The organism is Streptomyces sp. NPDC005898, from assembly GCF_040629635.1.
GTDB lineage: Bacteria > Actinomycetota > Actinomycetes > Streptomycetales > Streptomycetaceae > Streptomyces.
Genome location: NZ_JBEXWC010000019.1, coordinates 63,728 through 79,193 on the forward strand (window position 1 = coordinate 63,728; position 15,466 = coordinate 79,193).

11 protein-coding genes are annotated in these 15,466 nt (G+C 74.8%); 1 reads left to right on the top strand and 10 read right to left on the bottom strand.

Annotated elements, in window-relative coordinates:
- Positions 1-53: 53 nt before the first annotated feature.
- Positions 54-749, bottom strand: coding sequence for a pyridoxamine 5'-phosphate oxidase (pdxH, locus tag ABZ385_RS23840; RefSeq protein WP_358913042.1), 696 nt, complete (start codon positions 747-749; stop codon positions 54-56).
- 326 nt (positions 750-1,075) lie between these two features.
- Between pdxH and ABZ385_RS23845 the strand changes: the two genes are divergently transcribed.
- Positions 1,076-2,176 carry a citrate synthase 2 gene (locus tag ABZ385_RS23845; RefSeq protein ID WP_358588685.1) on the top strand — a complete coding sequence of 367 codons (1,101 nt, stop codon included), beginning with the start codon at positions 1,076-1,078 and terminating at the stop codon, positions 2,174-2,176.
- Between the two features lie 94 nt (positions 2,177-2,270).
- Here the strand turns inward: ABZ385_RS23845 and ABZ385_RS23850 are convergent, their stop codons facing one another.
- The 9 genes from ABZ385_RS23850 to ABZ385_RS23890 all read right to left on the bottom strand — a co-directional run bounded on the left by ABZ385_RS23850 (position 2,271) and on the right by ABZ385_RS23890 (position 15,211).
- Positions 2,271-2,861 carry a TetR/AcrR family transcriptional regulator gene (locus ABZ385_RS23850; RefSeq protein WP_358588682.1) on the bottom strand — a complete coding sequence of 197 codons (591 nt, stop codon included), beginning with the start codon at positions 2,859-2,861 and terminating at the stop codon, positions 2,271-2,273.
- Positions 2,849-3,583 carry an enoyl-CoA hydratase family protein gene (locus tag ABZ385_RS23855; RefSeq protein WP_358913044.1) on the bottom strand — a complete coding sequence of 245 codons (735 nt, stop codon included), beginning with the start codon at positions 3,581-3,583 and terminating at the stop codon, positions 2,849-2,851. The genes ABZ385_RS23850 and ABZ385_RS23855 overlap by 13 nt, the downstream gene beginning before the upstream one ends.
- A gap of 15 nt (positions 3,584-3,598) precedes the next feature.
- On the bottom strand, positions 3,599-4,801 hold the full coding sequence (locus ABZ385_RS23860; RefSeq protein WP_358913046.1) for an acyl-CoA dehydrogenase family protein: 1,203 nt from the start codon (positions 4,799-4,801) through the stop codon (positions 3,599-3,601).
- Complete coding sequence (locus ABZ385_RS23865; protein WP_358588676.1) at positions 4,798-6,672, bottom strand: biotin carboxylase N-terminal domain-containing protein; 1,875 nt, start codon at positions 6,670-6,672, stop codon at positions 4,798-4,800. Before ABZ385_RS23865 ends, ABZ385_RS23860 begins: the two co-directional genes overlap by 4 nt.
- A gap of 10 nt (positions 6,673-6,682) precedes the next feature.
- Entirely contained in the window at positions 6,683-8,281 is a 1,599-nt protein-coding gene (locus tag ABZ385_RS23870) for a carboxyl transferase domain-containing protein (RefSeq protein WP_358913048.1), read from the bottom strand.
- Positions 8,278-9,978: an acyclic terpene utilization AtuA family protein gene (locus ABZ385_RS23875; protein ID WP_358913050.1), complete on the bottom strand. Its 1,701-nt coding sequence runs from the start codon at positions 9,976-9,978 to the stop codon at positions 8,278-8,280. Before ABZ385_RS23875 ends, ABZ385_RS23870 begins: the two co-directional genes overlap by 4 nt.
- The gene (locus ABZ385_RS23880; protein WP_358913052.1) at positions 9,975-10,868 is read right to left on the bottom strand and encodes a TIGR03084 family metal-binding protein; all 894 of its coding nucleotides are present in this window, start codon (positions 10,866-10,868) and stop codon (positions 9,975-9,977) included. The genes ABZ385_RS23875 and ABZ385_RS23880 overlap by 4 nt, the downstream gene beginning before the upstream one ends.
- A 275-nt stretch (positions 10,869-11,143) precedes the next feature.
- Positions 11,144-12,214: an EamA family transporter gene (locus tag ABZ385_RS23885; protein WP_358913053.1), complete on the bottom strand. Its 1,071-nt coding sequence runs from the start codon at positions 12,212-12,214 to the stop codon at positions 11,144-11,146.
- Positions 12,215-12,436: 222 nt separating this feature from the next.
- Positions 12,437-15,211: an FAD-binding and (Fe-S)-binding domain-containing protein gene (locus tag ABZ385_RS23890; RefSeq protein ID WP_358913100.1), complete on the bottom strand. Its 2,775-nt coding sequence runs from the start codon at positions 15,209-15,211 to the stop codon at positions 12,437-12,439.
- Positions 15,212-15,466: the final 255 nt, after the last annotated feature.

A 15,466-nucleotide genomic window follows, 5' to 3' on the forward strand; every position in this document is an offset into this window, starting at 1 on the left:
CGCCGGACGGGCTGTCCCTTCCGGCCGAGGCTCGTCTCGAAGGGGCGGCCCGGTCACGGGCTCAGGCGTTCCAGGTGCCAGTCCTTGCCGCCCTTGTCGTCCGGCGTCCGGACGTAGCGCAGGCGGTCGTGCAGGCGGTTCCTGCGGCCCTGCCAGAACTCCACCGCCCGCGGGGTCACCCGGAAGCCGCCCCAGTTCGGGGGCACGGGGACCTGTTCACCCACCGGATAGCGGGCGGCCAAGTCGGCGTACGCGCGGTCCAGTTCGTCCCGGGAGGCGAGCACGGAGGACTGCGCGCTGGCCCAGGCGCCGAGCTGGGAGCCGTGCGGCCGGGTGCGGAAGTAGGCGACGGTCTCCTCGCGCCCGACCCGCGCGGCGGTGCCGGAGACGATGACCTGGCGGGCCACGGGGTGCCAGGGGAAGAGCAGCGAGACGTGGGCGTTGCCGGCCAGTTCCCGGGCCTTGCGGGAGTCGTAGTTGGTGAAGAAGACGAAGCCGCGCTCGTCGAAGCCCTTCAGGAGCACCGTGCGGGAGCTGGGCCTGCCCTCGGCGTCCACCGTCGAGACGATCATGGCGTTCGGCTCGGGCAGGACGTCCTTGGCGCGCGCCGCCTCCTTGAACCAGCGCGCGAACTGCGCCATGGGGTCGGCGGGCAGGTCGGCCTCGACGAGCCCCTCGGTGACGTACTGCTCACGCATGCCGGCCGGCTCGGGGAGAGGTTCGGGGAAGGAGGCACTGGAGTCGGTCACCCGGTCATCTTGCCGTATCGGGGCGGGCGCCCGGCGGGGTGTCCCGCGCCCCGGAGAGGTGACCTGTGGCACTGAGTGCCGCGTTCCATCGCCAAAGGTGACACCAGGGGATATCGTCCTGCTGCCGAATCGGTTGGGTGACCACCAGCCCCACGGGGCATCACCGGGGTGACCGCTTCGGACCGCGAGTCGGCGAACGCGCCGCACAAACGTGAGATCGACCGCGGAACCGGATCGTTTTTCGCCCGATTTTGACGCATGGTCATGAGCTGGTCGCCAACCCATCTCGCACACCATCCTGTCGAACCATCACGAGGAGCCGCCTGATGTCCGACTTCGTACCCGGTCTTGAAGGAGTCGTCGCGTTCGAGACGGAGATCGCCGAACCGGACAAGGAAGGCGGCGCGCTGCGCTACCGCGGCGTCGACATCGAGGACCTGGTCGGCCACGTCTCCTTCGGGAACGTGTGGGGCCTGCTCGTGGACGGCGCGTTCAACCCCGGTCTGCCGCCCGCCGAGCCCTTCCCGATCCCGGTGCACTCCGGGGACATCCGCGTCGACGTCCAGTCCGCGCTCGCGATGCTCGCCCCGGTGTGGGGCCTGCGGCCGCTGCTCGACATCAGCGAGGAGCGGGCCCGCGAGGACCTGGCGCGCGCCGCCGTCATGGCCCTGTCCTACGTCGCCCAGTCCGCCCGCGGCCAGGGCCTGCCGATGGTCCCCCAGCGGGAGATCGACAAGGCCGGGACCGTCGTCGAGCGGTTCATGAAGCGCTGGCGCGGGGAGCCCGACCCCAAGCACGTCCAGGCCGTCGACGCGTACTGGACCTCGGCCGCCGAGCACGGCATGAACGCCTCCACGTTCACCGCGCGCGTCATCGCCTCCACCGGCGCGGACGTGGCGGCGGCACTGAGCGGGGCGGTGGGCGCGATGTCCGGTCCGCTGCACGGCGGGGCGCCCTCCCGGGTCCTCGGCATGATCGAGGAGATCGAGCGCACGGGCGACGCGGTGGCGTACGTCAAGCAGGCGCTGGACAAGGGCGAGCGGCTGATGGGCTTCGGGCACCGCGTGTACCGCGCCGAGGACCCGCGGGCGCGGGTGCTGCGCCGTACCGCCCGCGAGCTGGGGGCGCCGCGCTTCGAGGTCGCCGAGGCGCTGGAGAAGGCGGCCCTGGACGAGCTGCACGCGCGGCGGCCCGACCGGGTCCTCGCCACGAACGTGGAGTTCTGGGCGGCGATCGTCCTGGACTTCGCGGAGGTGCCGGCGCACATGTTCACGTCGATGTTCACCTGTGCGAGGACCGCCGGGTGGTCGGCGCACATTCTTGAGCAGAAGCGGACGGGGCGGTTGGTGCGGCCCTCCGCGCGGTATGTGGGGCCCGGGTCGCGTGGGCCCCAGGAGATCGAGGGGTACGGGGACATCTCCCGCTGAGCCCGGGGGGGCACCGTCTCGGGGGGCCTCGGGGCTACCGCCTCGGGGCTCCGCCCCGGACCCCGCTCCTCAAACGCCGGAGGGGCTGAATCTGTCAGCCGAGCGTCCCCTCCACCAGTGCCGTCCACTGGGCGACGACCCGTTCCCTGCGTGCTCCGTCGTCCGTGAGGAGGTTCGCGAGGCCGAGGCCCCGGGCCATGTCCAGCAGGCCCTGGATGGTCTCGCGGACGCCGGGCACGGACTCGTCGGCGTCGAGGAGCTCCACCGCGATGCGGTGTGTCTCGCGGCCGACGCGGGCCTCCAGCTCCGTCACCCGGGGGCCCAGCTGCGGTTCGTGGGACGCGGCGACCCACAGGTGGAGCGCCGCCCGGAAGAGCGGACCGGTGTAGAGGTCCACCAGGGCGGCGACCACCGGGCCGCGGTCCTGCGCGGGCAGGGAGCGCAGGGCCGTGGAGCGCTGCTCGGCGACGTACTCCACGGCCGCCGTGAAGAGGTCCTCGCGGGTCGGGAAGTGGTGCTGGGCGGCGCCCCGCGAGACCCCGGCCCGCTCGGCGACCACCGAGACCGTCGAGCCCGCCCAGCCGTGCTCGGCGAGGCACGACACGGCGGCCTCAAGCAGTTTTTGCCGCGTCGCGCGGCTGCGGTCCTGCTTGGGCGCCCGGTCGGCGGTGGTCACAGCGCCCATGGGGGCTCCCGTCGTTCGAGGAACGCCCCCATGCCCTCCCGCGCCTCGGTGGAACCGAAGAGCCGCGCGGACAGGGCGACCAGGGCGTCCGAATGCTCGTCGAATGCGTCCAGCACCCTAGCCGTGAGCAGCTTCTTCGTCTCGGCCAGGGCGCCCGGCGCCGCCTTGCGCAGCCCGTCGAGCATCGGTGCGAGACCCGCGTCCACATCGGCGGCGTACGCCGTGACCAGGCCGATCCGCGCCGCCTCCGCCGCCTCGAAGCGCTCCCCGGTGAGGTGGTAGCGGGCGGCGGCGCCCGGGTCGAGACGGGGCAGCAGGGTCAGGGAGATCACGGCGGGCGCCACCCCGAGGCGGACCTCCGTGAGCGCGAACGACGCGCCGGGCCCGGCCACCGCGAGGTCGCACGCGCCGAGCAGCCCGAGCCCGCCCGCCCGCACATGGCCGTCCACCCGCGCGAGCACCGGTTTGGGCAGCTCCACGATCTGCCGCAGCAGCCGCACGAAGTCCCGGGGGTCCGGTGGCTCGCGCAGGTCGGCGCCGGCGCAGAACGTCGTCCCCGTGTGGGTGAGGACGACCGCCCGTACGGCGGGGTCCCCGCCGAGGTCGTGGAGCGCCTCGGCGAGCGCGCCCAGCAGGTCCGCCGAGAGGGCGTTGCGGCGCTCGGGGAAGTCCAGGCGGACGGTGACGATCCCGCGCTGAGGGGAGGAGACGACGAGGCTCATGGGCGGGGCTCCTCCTCAGTAGGACTTGGGCAGGCCGAGGGTCTGGTGGGAGACGTAGTTGAGGATCATCTCCCTGCTGACCGGGGCGATCCGCGCCACCCGGGAGGCGACGATGAGCGAGGCGAGCCCGAACTCCTTGGTCAGGCCGTTGCCGCCGAGGGTGTGGACGGCCTGGTCGACGGCCTTCACGCAGGCGTCGGCGGCGGCCAGCTTGGCCATGTTGGCGGCCTCGCCCGCCGCCATGTCGTCGCCGTCGTCGTAGAGCCTCGCGGCCTTCTGCGTCATCAGGCGGGCCAGTTCGATCTCGATGTGGGACTGGGCGAGGGGGTGCGCGATGGCCTGGTGGGCGCCGATGGGCGTCTTCCAGACGGTGCGCTCCCTCGCGTATCCGACGGCGCGGTCCAGGGCGAAGCGGGCCATGCCGAGCGAGAAGGCGGCCGTCATGATCCGCTCGGGGTTGAGGCCCGCGAAGAGCTGGAGGAGGCCCGCGTCCTGGTCGCCGACAAGCGCGTCGGCGGGCAGCCGTACGTCGTCCAGGACCAGCTCGAACTGCTTCTCGGCCGCCTGGAGCTCCATGGCGATCTGCCGCCGCTCGAAACCGGGGGTGTCGCGCGGGACGATGAACAGGCACGGCTTGAGGCTGCCGGTGCGGGCGTCGTGCGTCCGGCCGACGACGAGGGTGGCGTCGGCGATGTCGACGCCGGAGATGAACACCTTGCGGCCGCTCAGCAGCCAGTCTCCGGTGTCGGGGTCGCGGCGGGCCGTGGTGGTGATGCGGTGGGAGTTGGAGCCCGCGTCCGGCTCGGTGATGCCGAAGGCCATGGTGCGGGAGCCGTCGGCGAGGCCGGGCAGCCAGGTGCGCTTCTGCGCGTCGGTGCCGAAGCGGGCGATGACGGTGCCGCAGATCGCGGGCGAGACGACCAGCATCAGCAGCGGGCAGCCGGCCGCGCCCAGCTCTTCGAGCACGAGGGACAGTTCGCTGATGCCGCCGCCTCCCCCGCCGTACTCCTCGGGCAGGTTCACCCCGAGGTAGCCGAGTCCGGCGGCGTCCGCCCACAGCTCGTCGGGGTGGCCCCCGCCCGCCACGACACGGGTCATGTACTCCCGTCCGTAGCGCTTGCCGAGGGCGGCGACGGCGGCGCGCAGCGCCCGGTGCTCCTCGGTCTCCAGAACGGTGCTGCGTACGGTGCTTCCAGCGGTGCTGCGTGCGGTGCTCATGCGGACTCCTCCGGTTCTGCGGCCTGGACGACGGCGAGCAGCTGGCCGACCTCGACCTGGCGGCCGGGCGCGGCGTGCAGCGCGGTGAGCGTGCCGGAGGCGGGAGCGCAGACGCGGTGCTCCATCTTCATCGCCTCCAGCCAGACGAGGGGCTGCCCGGCCGTGACCGCCGCGCCCTCGGCGAGCCCTTCGGCGACGCGCACGACGGTCCCCGGCATCGGGGCGAGCAGCGAGCCGGGCGCGCGGTGGGCGGTGGGCTCGGGGAGCAGGGGCAGCGCGGTCAGGGCGGTGTCCCCGTGCGCCGTGGTGACGTGCACGCGCTCGCCGTACCGGGTGACGGTGAACTTCCTCCGTACGCCGTCGGCCTCCAGCTCGACGCGGGTCGGCGTCACGGTCAGGACCCGCACTCCCTCGGCGGTCGGGCCGTGCCGGGTGTGGTCGTAGCGGACGTCGTGCTCGGTGCCGTCGGGTTCGGTGCGGTAGCGCTTGCGGTGGGGCTGGGAGGGGAGGTTGCGCCAGCCGCCGAACCGGGAGCGGCCGTGCGCGTCGGCGAGGGCGGCGGCGAGCGGGGCCAGGGGGTCGGGCGCGGCGCCGGTCAGCTGCGCGGCGTGCCGGTCGTAGAAACCGGTGTCCATGCGGGCGCCGGTGAACTCCGGGTGCCGCAGGGAGCGTACGAGCAGGTCGCGGTTGGTGACGGGGCCGTGGACGACGGCCCGCTCCAGGGCGCCGGCCAGTCTGCGCAGGGCCTCGGCGCGGGTGGGCGCGTGCGCGACGGCCTTGGCGAGCATCGCGTCGTAGTGGACGCCGATCGTGTCGCCGTCCGTGTAGCCGGTGTCCAGGCGGACGCCGGGGACGTCCAGGCGGTGCAGGGTGCCGGTCTGCGGGGCCCAGCCGGCCGCCGGGTCCTCGGCGTACAGGCGGGCCTCGACGGCGTGCCCGCGCGCGGGCGGCGGCTCCGCCTCCAGGGCGTGGCCCTCGGCGACGCGGATCTGGAGCGCGACCAGGTCGAGGCCGAACACGGCCTCCGTGACGGGGTGTTCGACCTGGAGACGGGTGTTCATCTCCAGGAAGTGCGCGCGGCCGTCCGCGACGAGGAACTCGACGGTGCCCGCCCCCCGGTACGCGGTCACGCGCGCGGCCCGCACCGCCTGCGTGTGCAGCTCCGCGACCAGGTCCGGTGCGAGGCCCGGCGCAGGGGACTCCTCGATGACCTTCTGGTGCCGGCGCTGGAGGGTGCAGTCGCGGGTGCCGAGCGTCCACACCGTGCCGTGCGCGTCGGCCATGACCTGCACCTCGACGTGCCGGCCGCCTTCGACGAACGGCTCCACGAACACCTCGCCGTCCCCGAAGGCGCCGGCCGCCTCCGCGCGCGCCGCCGCCAACTCCCCCGCCAGGTCGGCGAGGTCGCGGACGACGCGCATGCCGCGTCCGCCGCCCCCGGCCGCCGCCTTCACCAGGAGGGGCAGGTCGGCCTCGGTGGGGTCGCCGAGCGGTGCGACGCCCATCAGCTCCTTGGCGCGCGTCTTGGACGCCATCGCCTCGATGGCCTCGGGCGGCGGGCCGATCCAGACCAGGCCCGCGGCCAGGACCGCGCGGGCGAAGCCGGCGTTCTCGGAGAGGAAGCCGTAGCCGGGGTGGACGGCGTCGGCGCCCGCCGCCCGCGCGGCCCGTACGACGAGGTCGCCGCGCAGATACGTCTCGGCGGGCGCCGCGCCGGGCAGCCGTACGGCCGTGTCGGCCTCCCGTACGTGCAGGGCGTCCGCGTCGGCGTCGGAGTACACGGCGACCGTGGCGATGCCGAGGTCGCGGCAGGTGCGGAAGACGCGGCAGGCGATCTCGCCGCGGTTGGCCACCAGGACTGACTCGATCATCGTCACTGCCTCACATCCGGAAGACACCGAAGCCGCCGCGCGCGCCTTCGTAGGGGGCCGTGTGGATCGCCGACAGGCACAGGCCGAGGACGGTGCGGGTGTCGCGCGGGTCGATGACCCCGTCGTCGTAGAGCCGTCCGGACAGGAACATGGGCAGGGACTCGGCCTCGATCTGCTGCTCCACCATGGCCCGCAGACCGGCGTCGGCCTCGTCGTCGTACGGCTGCCCCTTCGCGGCGGCCGACGCGCGGGCGACGATCGACAGGACCCCGGCGAGCTGCTGCGGGCCCATGACGGCCGACTTGGCGCTCGGCCAGGCGAAAAGGAAGCGGGGGTCGTAGGCGCGCCCGCACATGCCGTAGTGCCCGGCGCCGTAGGAGGCGCCCATGAGGACGGACAGGTGCGGGACACGCGAGTTGCTGACCGCGTTGATCATCATCGCGCCGTGCTTGATGATGCCGCCCTGCTCGTACTCCTTGCCGACCATGTAGCCGGTGGTGTTGTGCAGGAAGAGCAACGGGATGTCGCGCTGGTTGGCCAGTTGGATGAACTGGGCGGCCTTCTGGGACTCCTCGCTGAACAGCACGCCCCGCGCGTTGGCGAGGATGCCGAGGGGGTAGCCGTGCAGGGTGGCCCAGCCAGTGGTGAGGCTGATGCCGTAGAGCGGCTTGAACTCGTCGAAGTCGGAGCCGTCGACGATGCGGGCGATGACCTCGCGCGGGTCGAAGGGGTTCTTCAGGTCGCCGGGGACGATGCCGAGGAGTTCGTCCTCGTCATACTCGGGTGACTCGGCCGGGCCCGGATCAGCGTGCGCCTTGCGCCAGTTGAGGCGCGCGACGACCCTGCGGGCCCGGCGCAGCGCGTCCCGCTCGTCCTCGGCGAGGTGGTCGGCGAGGCCCGAGGTGCGGGCGTGCATCTCGGCGCCGCCGAGCGACTCGTCGTCGCTCTCCTCGCCGGTCGCCATCTTCACCAGCGGCGGTCCGCCGAGGAAGACCTTCGCCCGCTCCTTGACCATGATCACGTGGTCGCTCATGCCGGGGACGTACGCGCCGCCGGCCGTGGAGTTCCCGAAGACGACGGCGATCGTCGGGATGCCGGCCGCCGAGGACTGCGTGAGGTGCTTGAAGAGGGCGCCGCCCGGGATGAAGATCTCCTTCTGGGAGGGCAGGTCGGCGCCCCCGGACTCCACGAGGTGGATCGACGGCAGCCGGTTCGCGTAGGCGATCTCGTGGGCCCGGAAGGCCTTCTTCAACGTCCAGGGGTTGGAGGCGCCGCCCCGGACCGTCGGGTCGTTGGCGGTGATCAGGCACTCGACGCCCTCGACGACACCGATGCCGGTGACCATGGAGGCGCCGACGGGATGGTCGGTGCCCCAGGCGGCCAGCGGCGACAGCTCCAGGAACGGCGTGTCAGGATCGAGGAGCAGTTCGACACGTTCGCGGGCGAGCAACTTGCCGCGTGCCCGGTGCCGTTGGACGTACTTCTCGCCGCCGCCCTCCAGGGCCTTGGCCTGCTCGGCGTCGAGTGCGGCCAGCTTCTCCAGCATGGCCGCGCGGTGCTCGGCGTACTCGGCGCTCGCGGGGTCGAGCGCGGAGGCGAGGACGGTCACAGGAGTACCTCCGGTAGGTCCAGGTGGCGGGCGCGCAGCCACTCGCCGAGGCCCTTGGCCTGCGGGTCGAAGCGGGCCCGCGCGGCCACGCCCGCGCCGAGCAGGCCCCCGACGACGAAGTTCAGGGCGCGCAGGTTGGGCAGGTCGTGGCGTACGACGGTCAGGTCGGCGCACTCCGGCAGCAGCTGCCGCAGGCGGTCCACCGTCAGCTCGTGGGCGAGCCAGCGCCAGGCGTCGTAGGAGCGCACCCACACGCCGATGTTGGCGTCCCCTCCCTTGTCGCCGCTGCGGGCCCCGGCGACGAGCCCGAGCGGGGCGCGGCGGGTGGGGCCCGGTGGCAGGGGTGCGGGCAGGGGCGGCGGCGGCACGTCCTGGAGTACGAGGGTGTCGTGGCCGCCCGGCTCCACCGGACGCCGCTCGCCGTCGGGCAGCACGGCCGTGTGCGGGACGTCGGAGCGGTCCACGTACGCGGCCTCGAAGATCCCGTACGGGTCGCCCTTGCCGGGGGGCGCGGTCACGTGGAAGCCGGGGTAGCTGCCGAGGGCGAGTTCGACCGCGGCGCCGCCGAGGGCGCGGCCCACCGCGTCGGCGTCGGGGTCGCGCACGACGAGGCGCAGCAGGGCGGACGCCGTCTCCTCGGTGGCCGCGTCCGCGTGGTCGGTGCGGGCCAGCTCCCAGCGCAGCTCGGCGGGGCGGGACCCGGCGCGGTGCAGGGCGTCCTCCAGTTGGGCGCGCACGAGCGCGGCCTTGGCCTCGATGTCGAGGCCGGTGAGGACGAAGACGACCTCGTTGCGGTGGCCGCCGAGCCGGGTGAGACCGACCTTCAGGGTGGGCGGCGGGGCCTCGCCGCGCACGCCGTCGACGCGTACCCGGTCGGGGCCCTCCTGGGTGAGCGTGACGGTGTCCAGGCGGGCGGTGACGTCCGGGCCCGCGTACCGGGCGCCCTGGGTCTCGTACAGGAGCTGCGCGGTGACGGTGCCGACGTCGACGAGGCCGCCGGTGCCGTCGTGCTTGGTGATGACGGCGGAACCGTCCTCGTGGATCTCGGCGAGCGGGAAGCCGGGGCGGCGCAGGGCCGCCGGGTCGTGCGCGGCGAAGAAGGCGTAGTTGCCGCCGGTGGCCTGCGTCCCGCACTCCAGGACGTGCCCGGCGACGACCGCCCCCGCGAGCCGGTCGTAGGCGGTGGGCGCCCAGCCGAAGTGGGCGGCGGCGGGCCCGGTGACCAGGGCGGCGTCGGTCACCCGCCCCGTGACGACGACGTCGGCGCCGCCTCGCAGGCAGGCCGCGATGCCGGCGCCGCCGAGGTAGGCGTGGGCGGTGAGCGCGCCGGGAAAGCGGGCGCCGAGGTCGTCGCCCTCGACGTGCGCGACCCGCGTGGGCACCCCGAGCCGCGCGGCCAGGTCCCGCACGGCGCCGGCGAGGCCCGCCGGGTTCAGCCCGCCCGCGTTGACGACGATCTTCACGCCCCGCTCGTGGGCGGTGCCCAGGCACTCCTCCAGCTGCCGCAGGAACGTCTTGGCGTACCCGCGCGCGGGGTCCTTCAGGCGGTCGCGGCCGAGGATCAGCATGGTCAGCTCGGCGAGGTAGTCACCGGTCAGCACGTCGAGGTGCCCGCCGGTCAGCATCTCCCGCAGGGCGTCGAAGCGGTCACCGTAGAACCCGGAGGCGTTCCCGACGCGCAGGGGCGACCGCTTCATGCGCCGGCTCCCGGGGTGCGGTCTCCCGAGGCGACGTGTGCCTGGGACGCGGCTGCCCGCGCCCCGCCTCCCTGCGCCCCGTCTGCCCTCGGCGTGTCTCCTGGCGCCCGGGGTGCGCGACCCGCGCCCGGAGGGCCCGCGAAGGCCTGGGCGATGTCCAGCCAGCGGTCGGCGTCGGCGCCCTCGGCGCGCAGGGACAGGTCGGCGCGGTGCGCGCGGCGCGTCACGAGCAGGCAGAAGTCGAGCGCGGGCCCGGTCACGCGCTGGGCGGCGCCCTCGGGGCCGTACGCCCACGGCTCGCCGGTCACCGGCGCGGTCAGCTCCACCCGGAACTCCTCGCGGGGCGCGCTCTCCCCCCGTACGGCGAACGCGAAGTCCCGCGCCCGTACGCCGATCCGCGCCACGTGCCGCAGCCGCCCGGTCGGTGTCCGCCGCACGCCGAGCGCGTCCGCCACGTCCTGGCCGTGCGCCCAGGTCTCCATGAGCCGCGCGCTCGCCATGGACGGCACCGCCATCGGCGGCCCGTACCAGGGCAGCCGGGCCCCCGGGGGAGCTTCGGCGAGGACCCGGGCCAGCTCGTCGCGCCCGGCACGCCAGCGCGCGAGCAGCTCGGCGGGTGCCAGCGCCGCCCCCTGCTCGGCGCCCTCGTCCACGAACGAGTCGGGCGCCGCGGCCGCCTTGTCGACCTCGGCGGCGAAGGCGCCGGGGTCGGTGGCGGCGAGCAGGGCGGCCCGGTCGGTCCAGGCCAGGTGCGCGATCTGATGGGCGACCGTCCAGCCGGGCGCGGGGGTGGCGAGGGCCCAGCGGTCCTCGCCCAGCTCGGCGACGAGCCGGTCGAGTTCCTCGCTCTCACGGCGCAGGTCGTCGAGCACGGACAGGGCATCGAACACGGAACGCTCCCCTCGGGGCACCAACGGGGTCTCCCCTGCTCGCTCGCCCGGAGCGGAGAGCGTGGGGAGGTGCCTGGGAGCATGGCAGCGCGGCAAGAAACAAGCAAGCGTGCTTGCATGAATTTTGGAGGCGCCGGCGCCACTACGGCGAGCGCGGGCGCCCCGGCCGCCGGGAAAGCCCCGGACGTCAGGGACACCGGCACGCGTCCACCCCCGCGACGAAGGCCGGCGCGCGCAGCCGGGTCCGCCGGGAGGTCGGGACGCGTGCCGACCGCTCAGCCGCGCTCCGGCGTCTTGCGTCGGCCCACCTGCGTGCGCACCGCGCCCATGCTGGCCGCGATGACCAGGGCCACCGCGAGCGCCTCCGTCAGGGAGAGGGCCTGGCTCAGGACGAGGAAACCGGCGAGGGAGGCCAGCGCCGGTTCCAGGCTCATCAGGACCGCGAAGGTGTGCGCGGGGAGGCGTCGCAGCGCGACCAGCTCGAAGGTGTACGGCAGCACGGACGACAGCACGGCGACGACCGCGCCGAGCGCCAGCGTGCCCGGCTCGATCAGCTTCGCCCCGGACTCGGCGATCCCGAGCGGCAGGAACAGCACCGCCGCGACCACCATCGCGAGCGCGAGCCCGTCGGCCTGCGGGAAGCGGCGCCCGGTGCGCGCGCTGAAGACGATGTACGCGGCCCACATGGCGCCGGCGCCGAGCGCGTAGGCGATACCGGCCGGGTCGAGGCCGCCGAAGCCCCCGCCGCCGCCGAGCAGGAAGACGCCGCAGAGCGCGAGCCCGGCCCAGACGAGGTTGACCGCGCGGCGCGAGGCGACGACGGAGAGCACGAGCGGCCCGAGCACTTCGAGGGTGACGGCGGGCCCCATGGGGATGCGGGCGACGGACTGGTAGAAGAGGCCGTTCATCCCCGCCATGGCCACGCCGAAGGCGACGACCGTGCCCCAGTCGGCGCGCGCGTGCCCGCGCAGCTTGGGGCGGCACACGGCGAGCAGCACGAGCGCGGCGAACACCAGGCGCAGCGTCACGATGCCGAGCGCCCCGGCGCGGGGCATCACGCTGACGGCGACCGCGCCGCCGAACTGCACGGAGACGCAGCCGGCGAGGACGAGCCCGATGGGGCCGAACCTGGCGCGCAGGCCGCCCTGAGGCGCCGCGGGAGTACCGGTGGCCCCGGGAGCCCCGGAGACCCCGGGAGCCCCGGGAGCCCCGGGAGCCCCAGAGGCCCCGGAGGCCCCGGAGGCCCCGGAGGCCTCGGCGGTCGTCGCCGCGCCGGCGACTTCCGGCTGCTGGACCAGTACGGAGGCCGCCGCCGGTGCCGCTTCATCACTGCGCGAGACATTCACGCCTGAGCCTTCCTGCCGTTGCCGCCACCCATGATGGAGTCCATCACGTTGGACTCTATCGTCCACTGTAATGGACTCGGACCGGAGGGGCGGAACGGTTTTCGCTGGCTGTCGCCGGGCTCGCCGCCCGCGCCCACACGTCGACGGTACGACCGCGCGCGGGCGGCGGGAAATGCCGATCGGGCGCCGGTTATGCACGGCACGCATAAGCGTGGCCCGTGCTCAACGGGTGGGTCGAAGCGCCTCCGCGAGCACCTCCGCCAGATGCCGCCCCCGTACCCCGCCCAGCTGCTCCAGCTGCGTACGGCACGAGAACCCGTCGGCCAGCACCACCGCGTCGCCCGGTGCCCGGCGCACCGAGGGCAGCAGCTGCTCCTCGGCGCAGGCCGCCGACACCTCGTGATGGCCGCGCTCGAAACCGAAGTTCCCCGCGAGCCCGCAGCAGCCGCCGCTCAGCTCGCCCTCCAGGCCGGCCTTCGCCCGCAGCCGCCGCTCCGCCGCGTCGCCGAGGACCGCGTGCTGGTGGCAGTGCGTCTGACCGACCGCCGGACGGCCGACGCGCGGCGGGTGCCAGCGCGGGGCCAGCTCCTCCAGGGCCTGCGCGAAGGTCCGCACCGACGCGGCGAGCCGCCGGGCGCGCGGGTCGTAGCCCAGCAGTTCCACGAGGTCCGTCCGGAGCGCCGCCGCGCAGCTCGGCTCCAGGACGACGACCGGCGCGCCCGCCTCCAGCAGCGGCGCCATGCGCTCCAGCGTGGCGCGCAGCACCGCCCGAGCGCGATCGAGCTGCCCGGTCGAGACGTACGTGAGCCCGCAGCACACGCCCCTCGGCGGCAGCGTGACGGTGAGCCCGGCCGCCTCCAGGACGTGTACGGCGGCCCGGCCCACGGACGGCGACAGATGCTCGGTGAAGGTGTCGGGCCACAGCACCACCGACGCCCCCGACGCCCCCCGCACCCCCGGCTCCGCATGCCGCGCCCCCACCGCCCCCGGCTCCGCCGTCCCCGCCCCCGACCGCCCCTGCCACCACCGGGTCAGCGTCCGCCGCGCCACCACCGGGACCGGCCGCTCCGGCGCGATGCCCGCGAGCCGCTTGCCGAGCGCCGCCAACGGGCCGATGCGCGCGAGGGCGTTGACGAGCGGGGCGGTGCGGGTGGCGGCGACGGCGCGCAGCCAGCGCGGCAGCCATCCCATCGCGTAGTGGGCGGCGGGCCTGCGCCGGCCCGCGTAGTGGTGGTGCAGGAACTCCGCCTTGTACGTGGCCATGTCGACGCCGACCGGGCAGTCGGAGCGGCAGCCCTTGCAGGACAGGCAGAGGTCCAGCGCGTCCTTGACCTCGGTGGAGCGCCAGCCGTCCGTCACCACCTCGCCCGCCAGCATCTCGTGCAGCAGCCGCGCCCGGCCCCGCGTCGAGTGCGCCTCCTCCCCCGTCACGCGGAACGACGGGCACATGACCTCACCCGGCGAGGTCACCGTCGTCGTACGGCACTTGGCCACGCCGACGCAGCGCCGGACGGCCGCGGTGAAGTCGCCGCCGTCGTGGGGGTAGCCGAAGGCGACGTCGACGGGCTCGCGCGGCAGCGGCGCGAAGCGCAGACCGGCGTCGAGCGGCGCGGGCCGCACCAGGATGCCCGGGTTGAGCAGCCCGGCCGGGTCCCAGGCGTCCTTCACGCGCTCGAAGAGGCGGACGAGTTCGGGCCCGTACATCTTCGGCAGCAGCTCCGCGCGGGCCTGCCCGTCGCCGTGCTCGCCGGACAGCGACCCGCCGTGCGCCACGACGACCTCCGCCAGCTCCTCGGAGAAGCGGCGGAACCGCGCCACGCCCTCGGAACTGATCAGGTCGAAGTCGACGCGTACGTGGATGCAGCCGTCCCCGAAGTGCCCGTACGGGGTGCCGCGCAGGCCGTGTTCGGCGAGCAGCGCCCGGAAGTCCCGCAGGTAGGCGCCAAGACGGGCCGGTGGCACCGCGCAGTCCTCCCAGCCGGGCCACGCCTCGCCCCCGTCGTCCGGCATGCGCGTGGCCGTCCCGGCGGCGTCCTCGCGCACCCGCCACAGCGCCCGCTGCCGCGCCGGGTCGTCGACGACCACGGCGTCGAGGACGTCGGCGGCGCGCACCACCCGGTCCGCACGCGCGCGTGCCTCGGCCGCGCTCGCCCCGCCCGTCTCCACGAACAGCCAGGCACCGCCCCTGGGCAGGGCGCCGCGCTGCGCGGGGTCGCGCACGAGGTCGGCGGCCATGCCCTCCACGGTGAGCGGCCCGTACGGCAGGAGGCCCGCCGCGGCCTCGGCGGCGGCGCTCTCGTCGGCGTACCCGAGGACGGCGAGCGCCCGTGCGCGGGGCGCCTCGACGAGTCGTACGACCGCTTCGGTGACGACGCCGAGCGTGCCCTCCGAGCCGCAGAACGCGCGGGCGAGGTCCACGCCGTGCTCGGGGAGCAGGGCGTCGAGGGCGTAGCCGGAGATGCGGCGGGGCAGGTCGGGGAAGCCGGTGCGCAGCAGGGCCAGGTGCGCCTCGACCAGCGGGCGCAGGGCGTCGGGCGCGCCGTCCCAGCCCCGGCCGAGGCGGACGGGGCCGCGGTGCGGGCCGACGACCGTCAGCCCGTGGATGTTGTCGGCGGTGGTCCCCCAGGCCACGGAGTGCGACCCGCAGGAGTTGTTGCCGATCATCCCGCCGAGCGTGCACCGGCTGTGCGTGGCCGGGTCGGGCCCGAACGTCAGGCCGTACGGGGCCGCGGCGGCCCGCAGGTCGTCCAGGACGACGCCCGGTTCCACGACGGCCGTGCGCGTCCCGGGGTCCAGGGAGACGACGCGGTTCATCCGCCGGGTGAAGTCCAGGACGACGCCGACGCCGGTGGCCTGCCCGGCGATCGAGGTGCCCGCGCCGCGTGCCACGACCGGCACCGCGCGCCGCCGGCACACCTCGAGCGCCGCCGCCACGTCGTCGGCGTCGTGGGGGGCCACCACGGCGGCGGGCACCCGGCGGTAGTTGGAGGCGTCCATGGTGTGCAGGGCGCGCGCCGTCACGGAGAGGTCCACGGGGCCGCGTACGGCCGCGCGCAGCTCCCGCTCCAGGCCTGCGGGATCACCAGGGGCGGCACCGCCGAAATCGCCGCCGGGGTCGCCGCCGAGGTCACCGTCGTGAGGGCTCATGCGGTCCAGGATGCCCCCGCTCCCGGCCGCCGCGGGCGCCCCGCCGCTCCCGATATGTCACGATCCGGAACGGAACATTCCCACTACATGCATCAACTCTCCTAT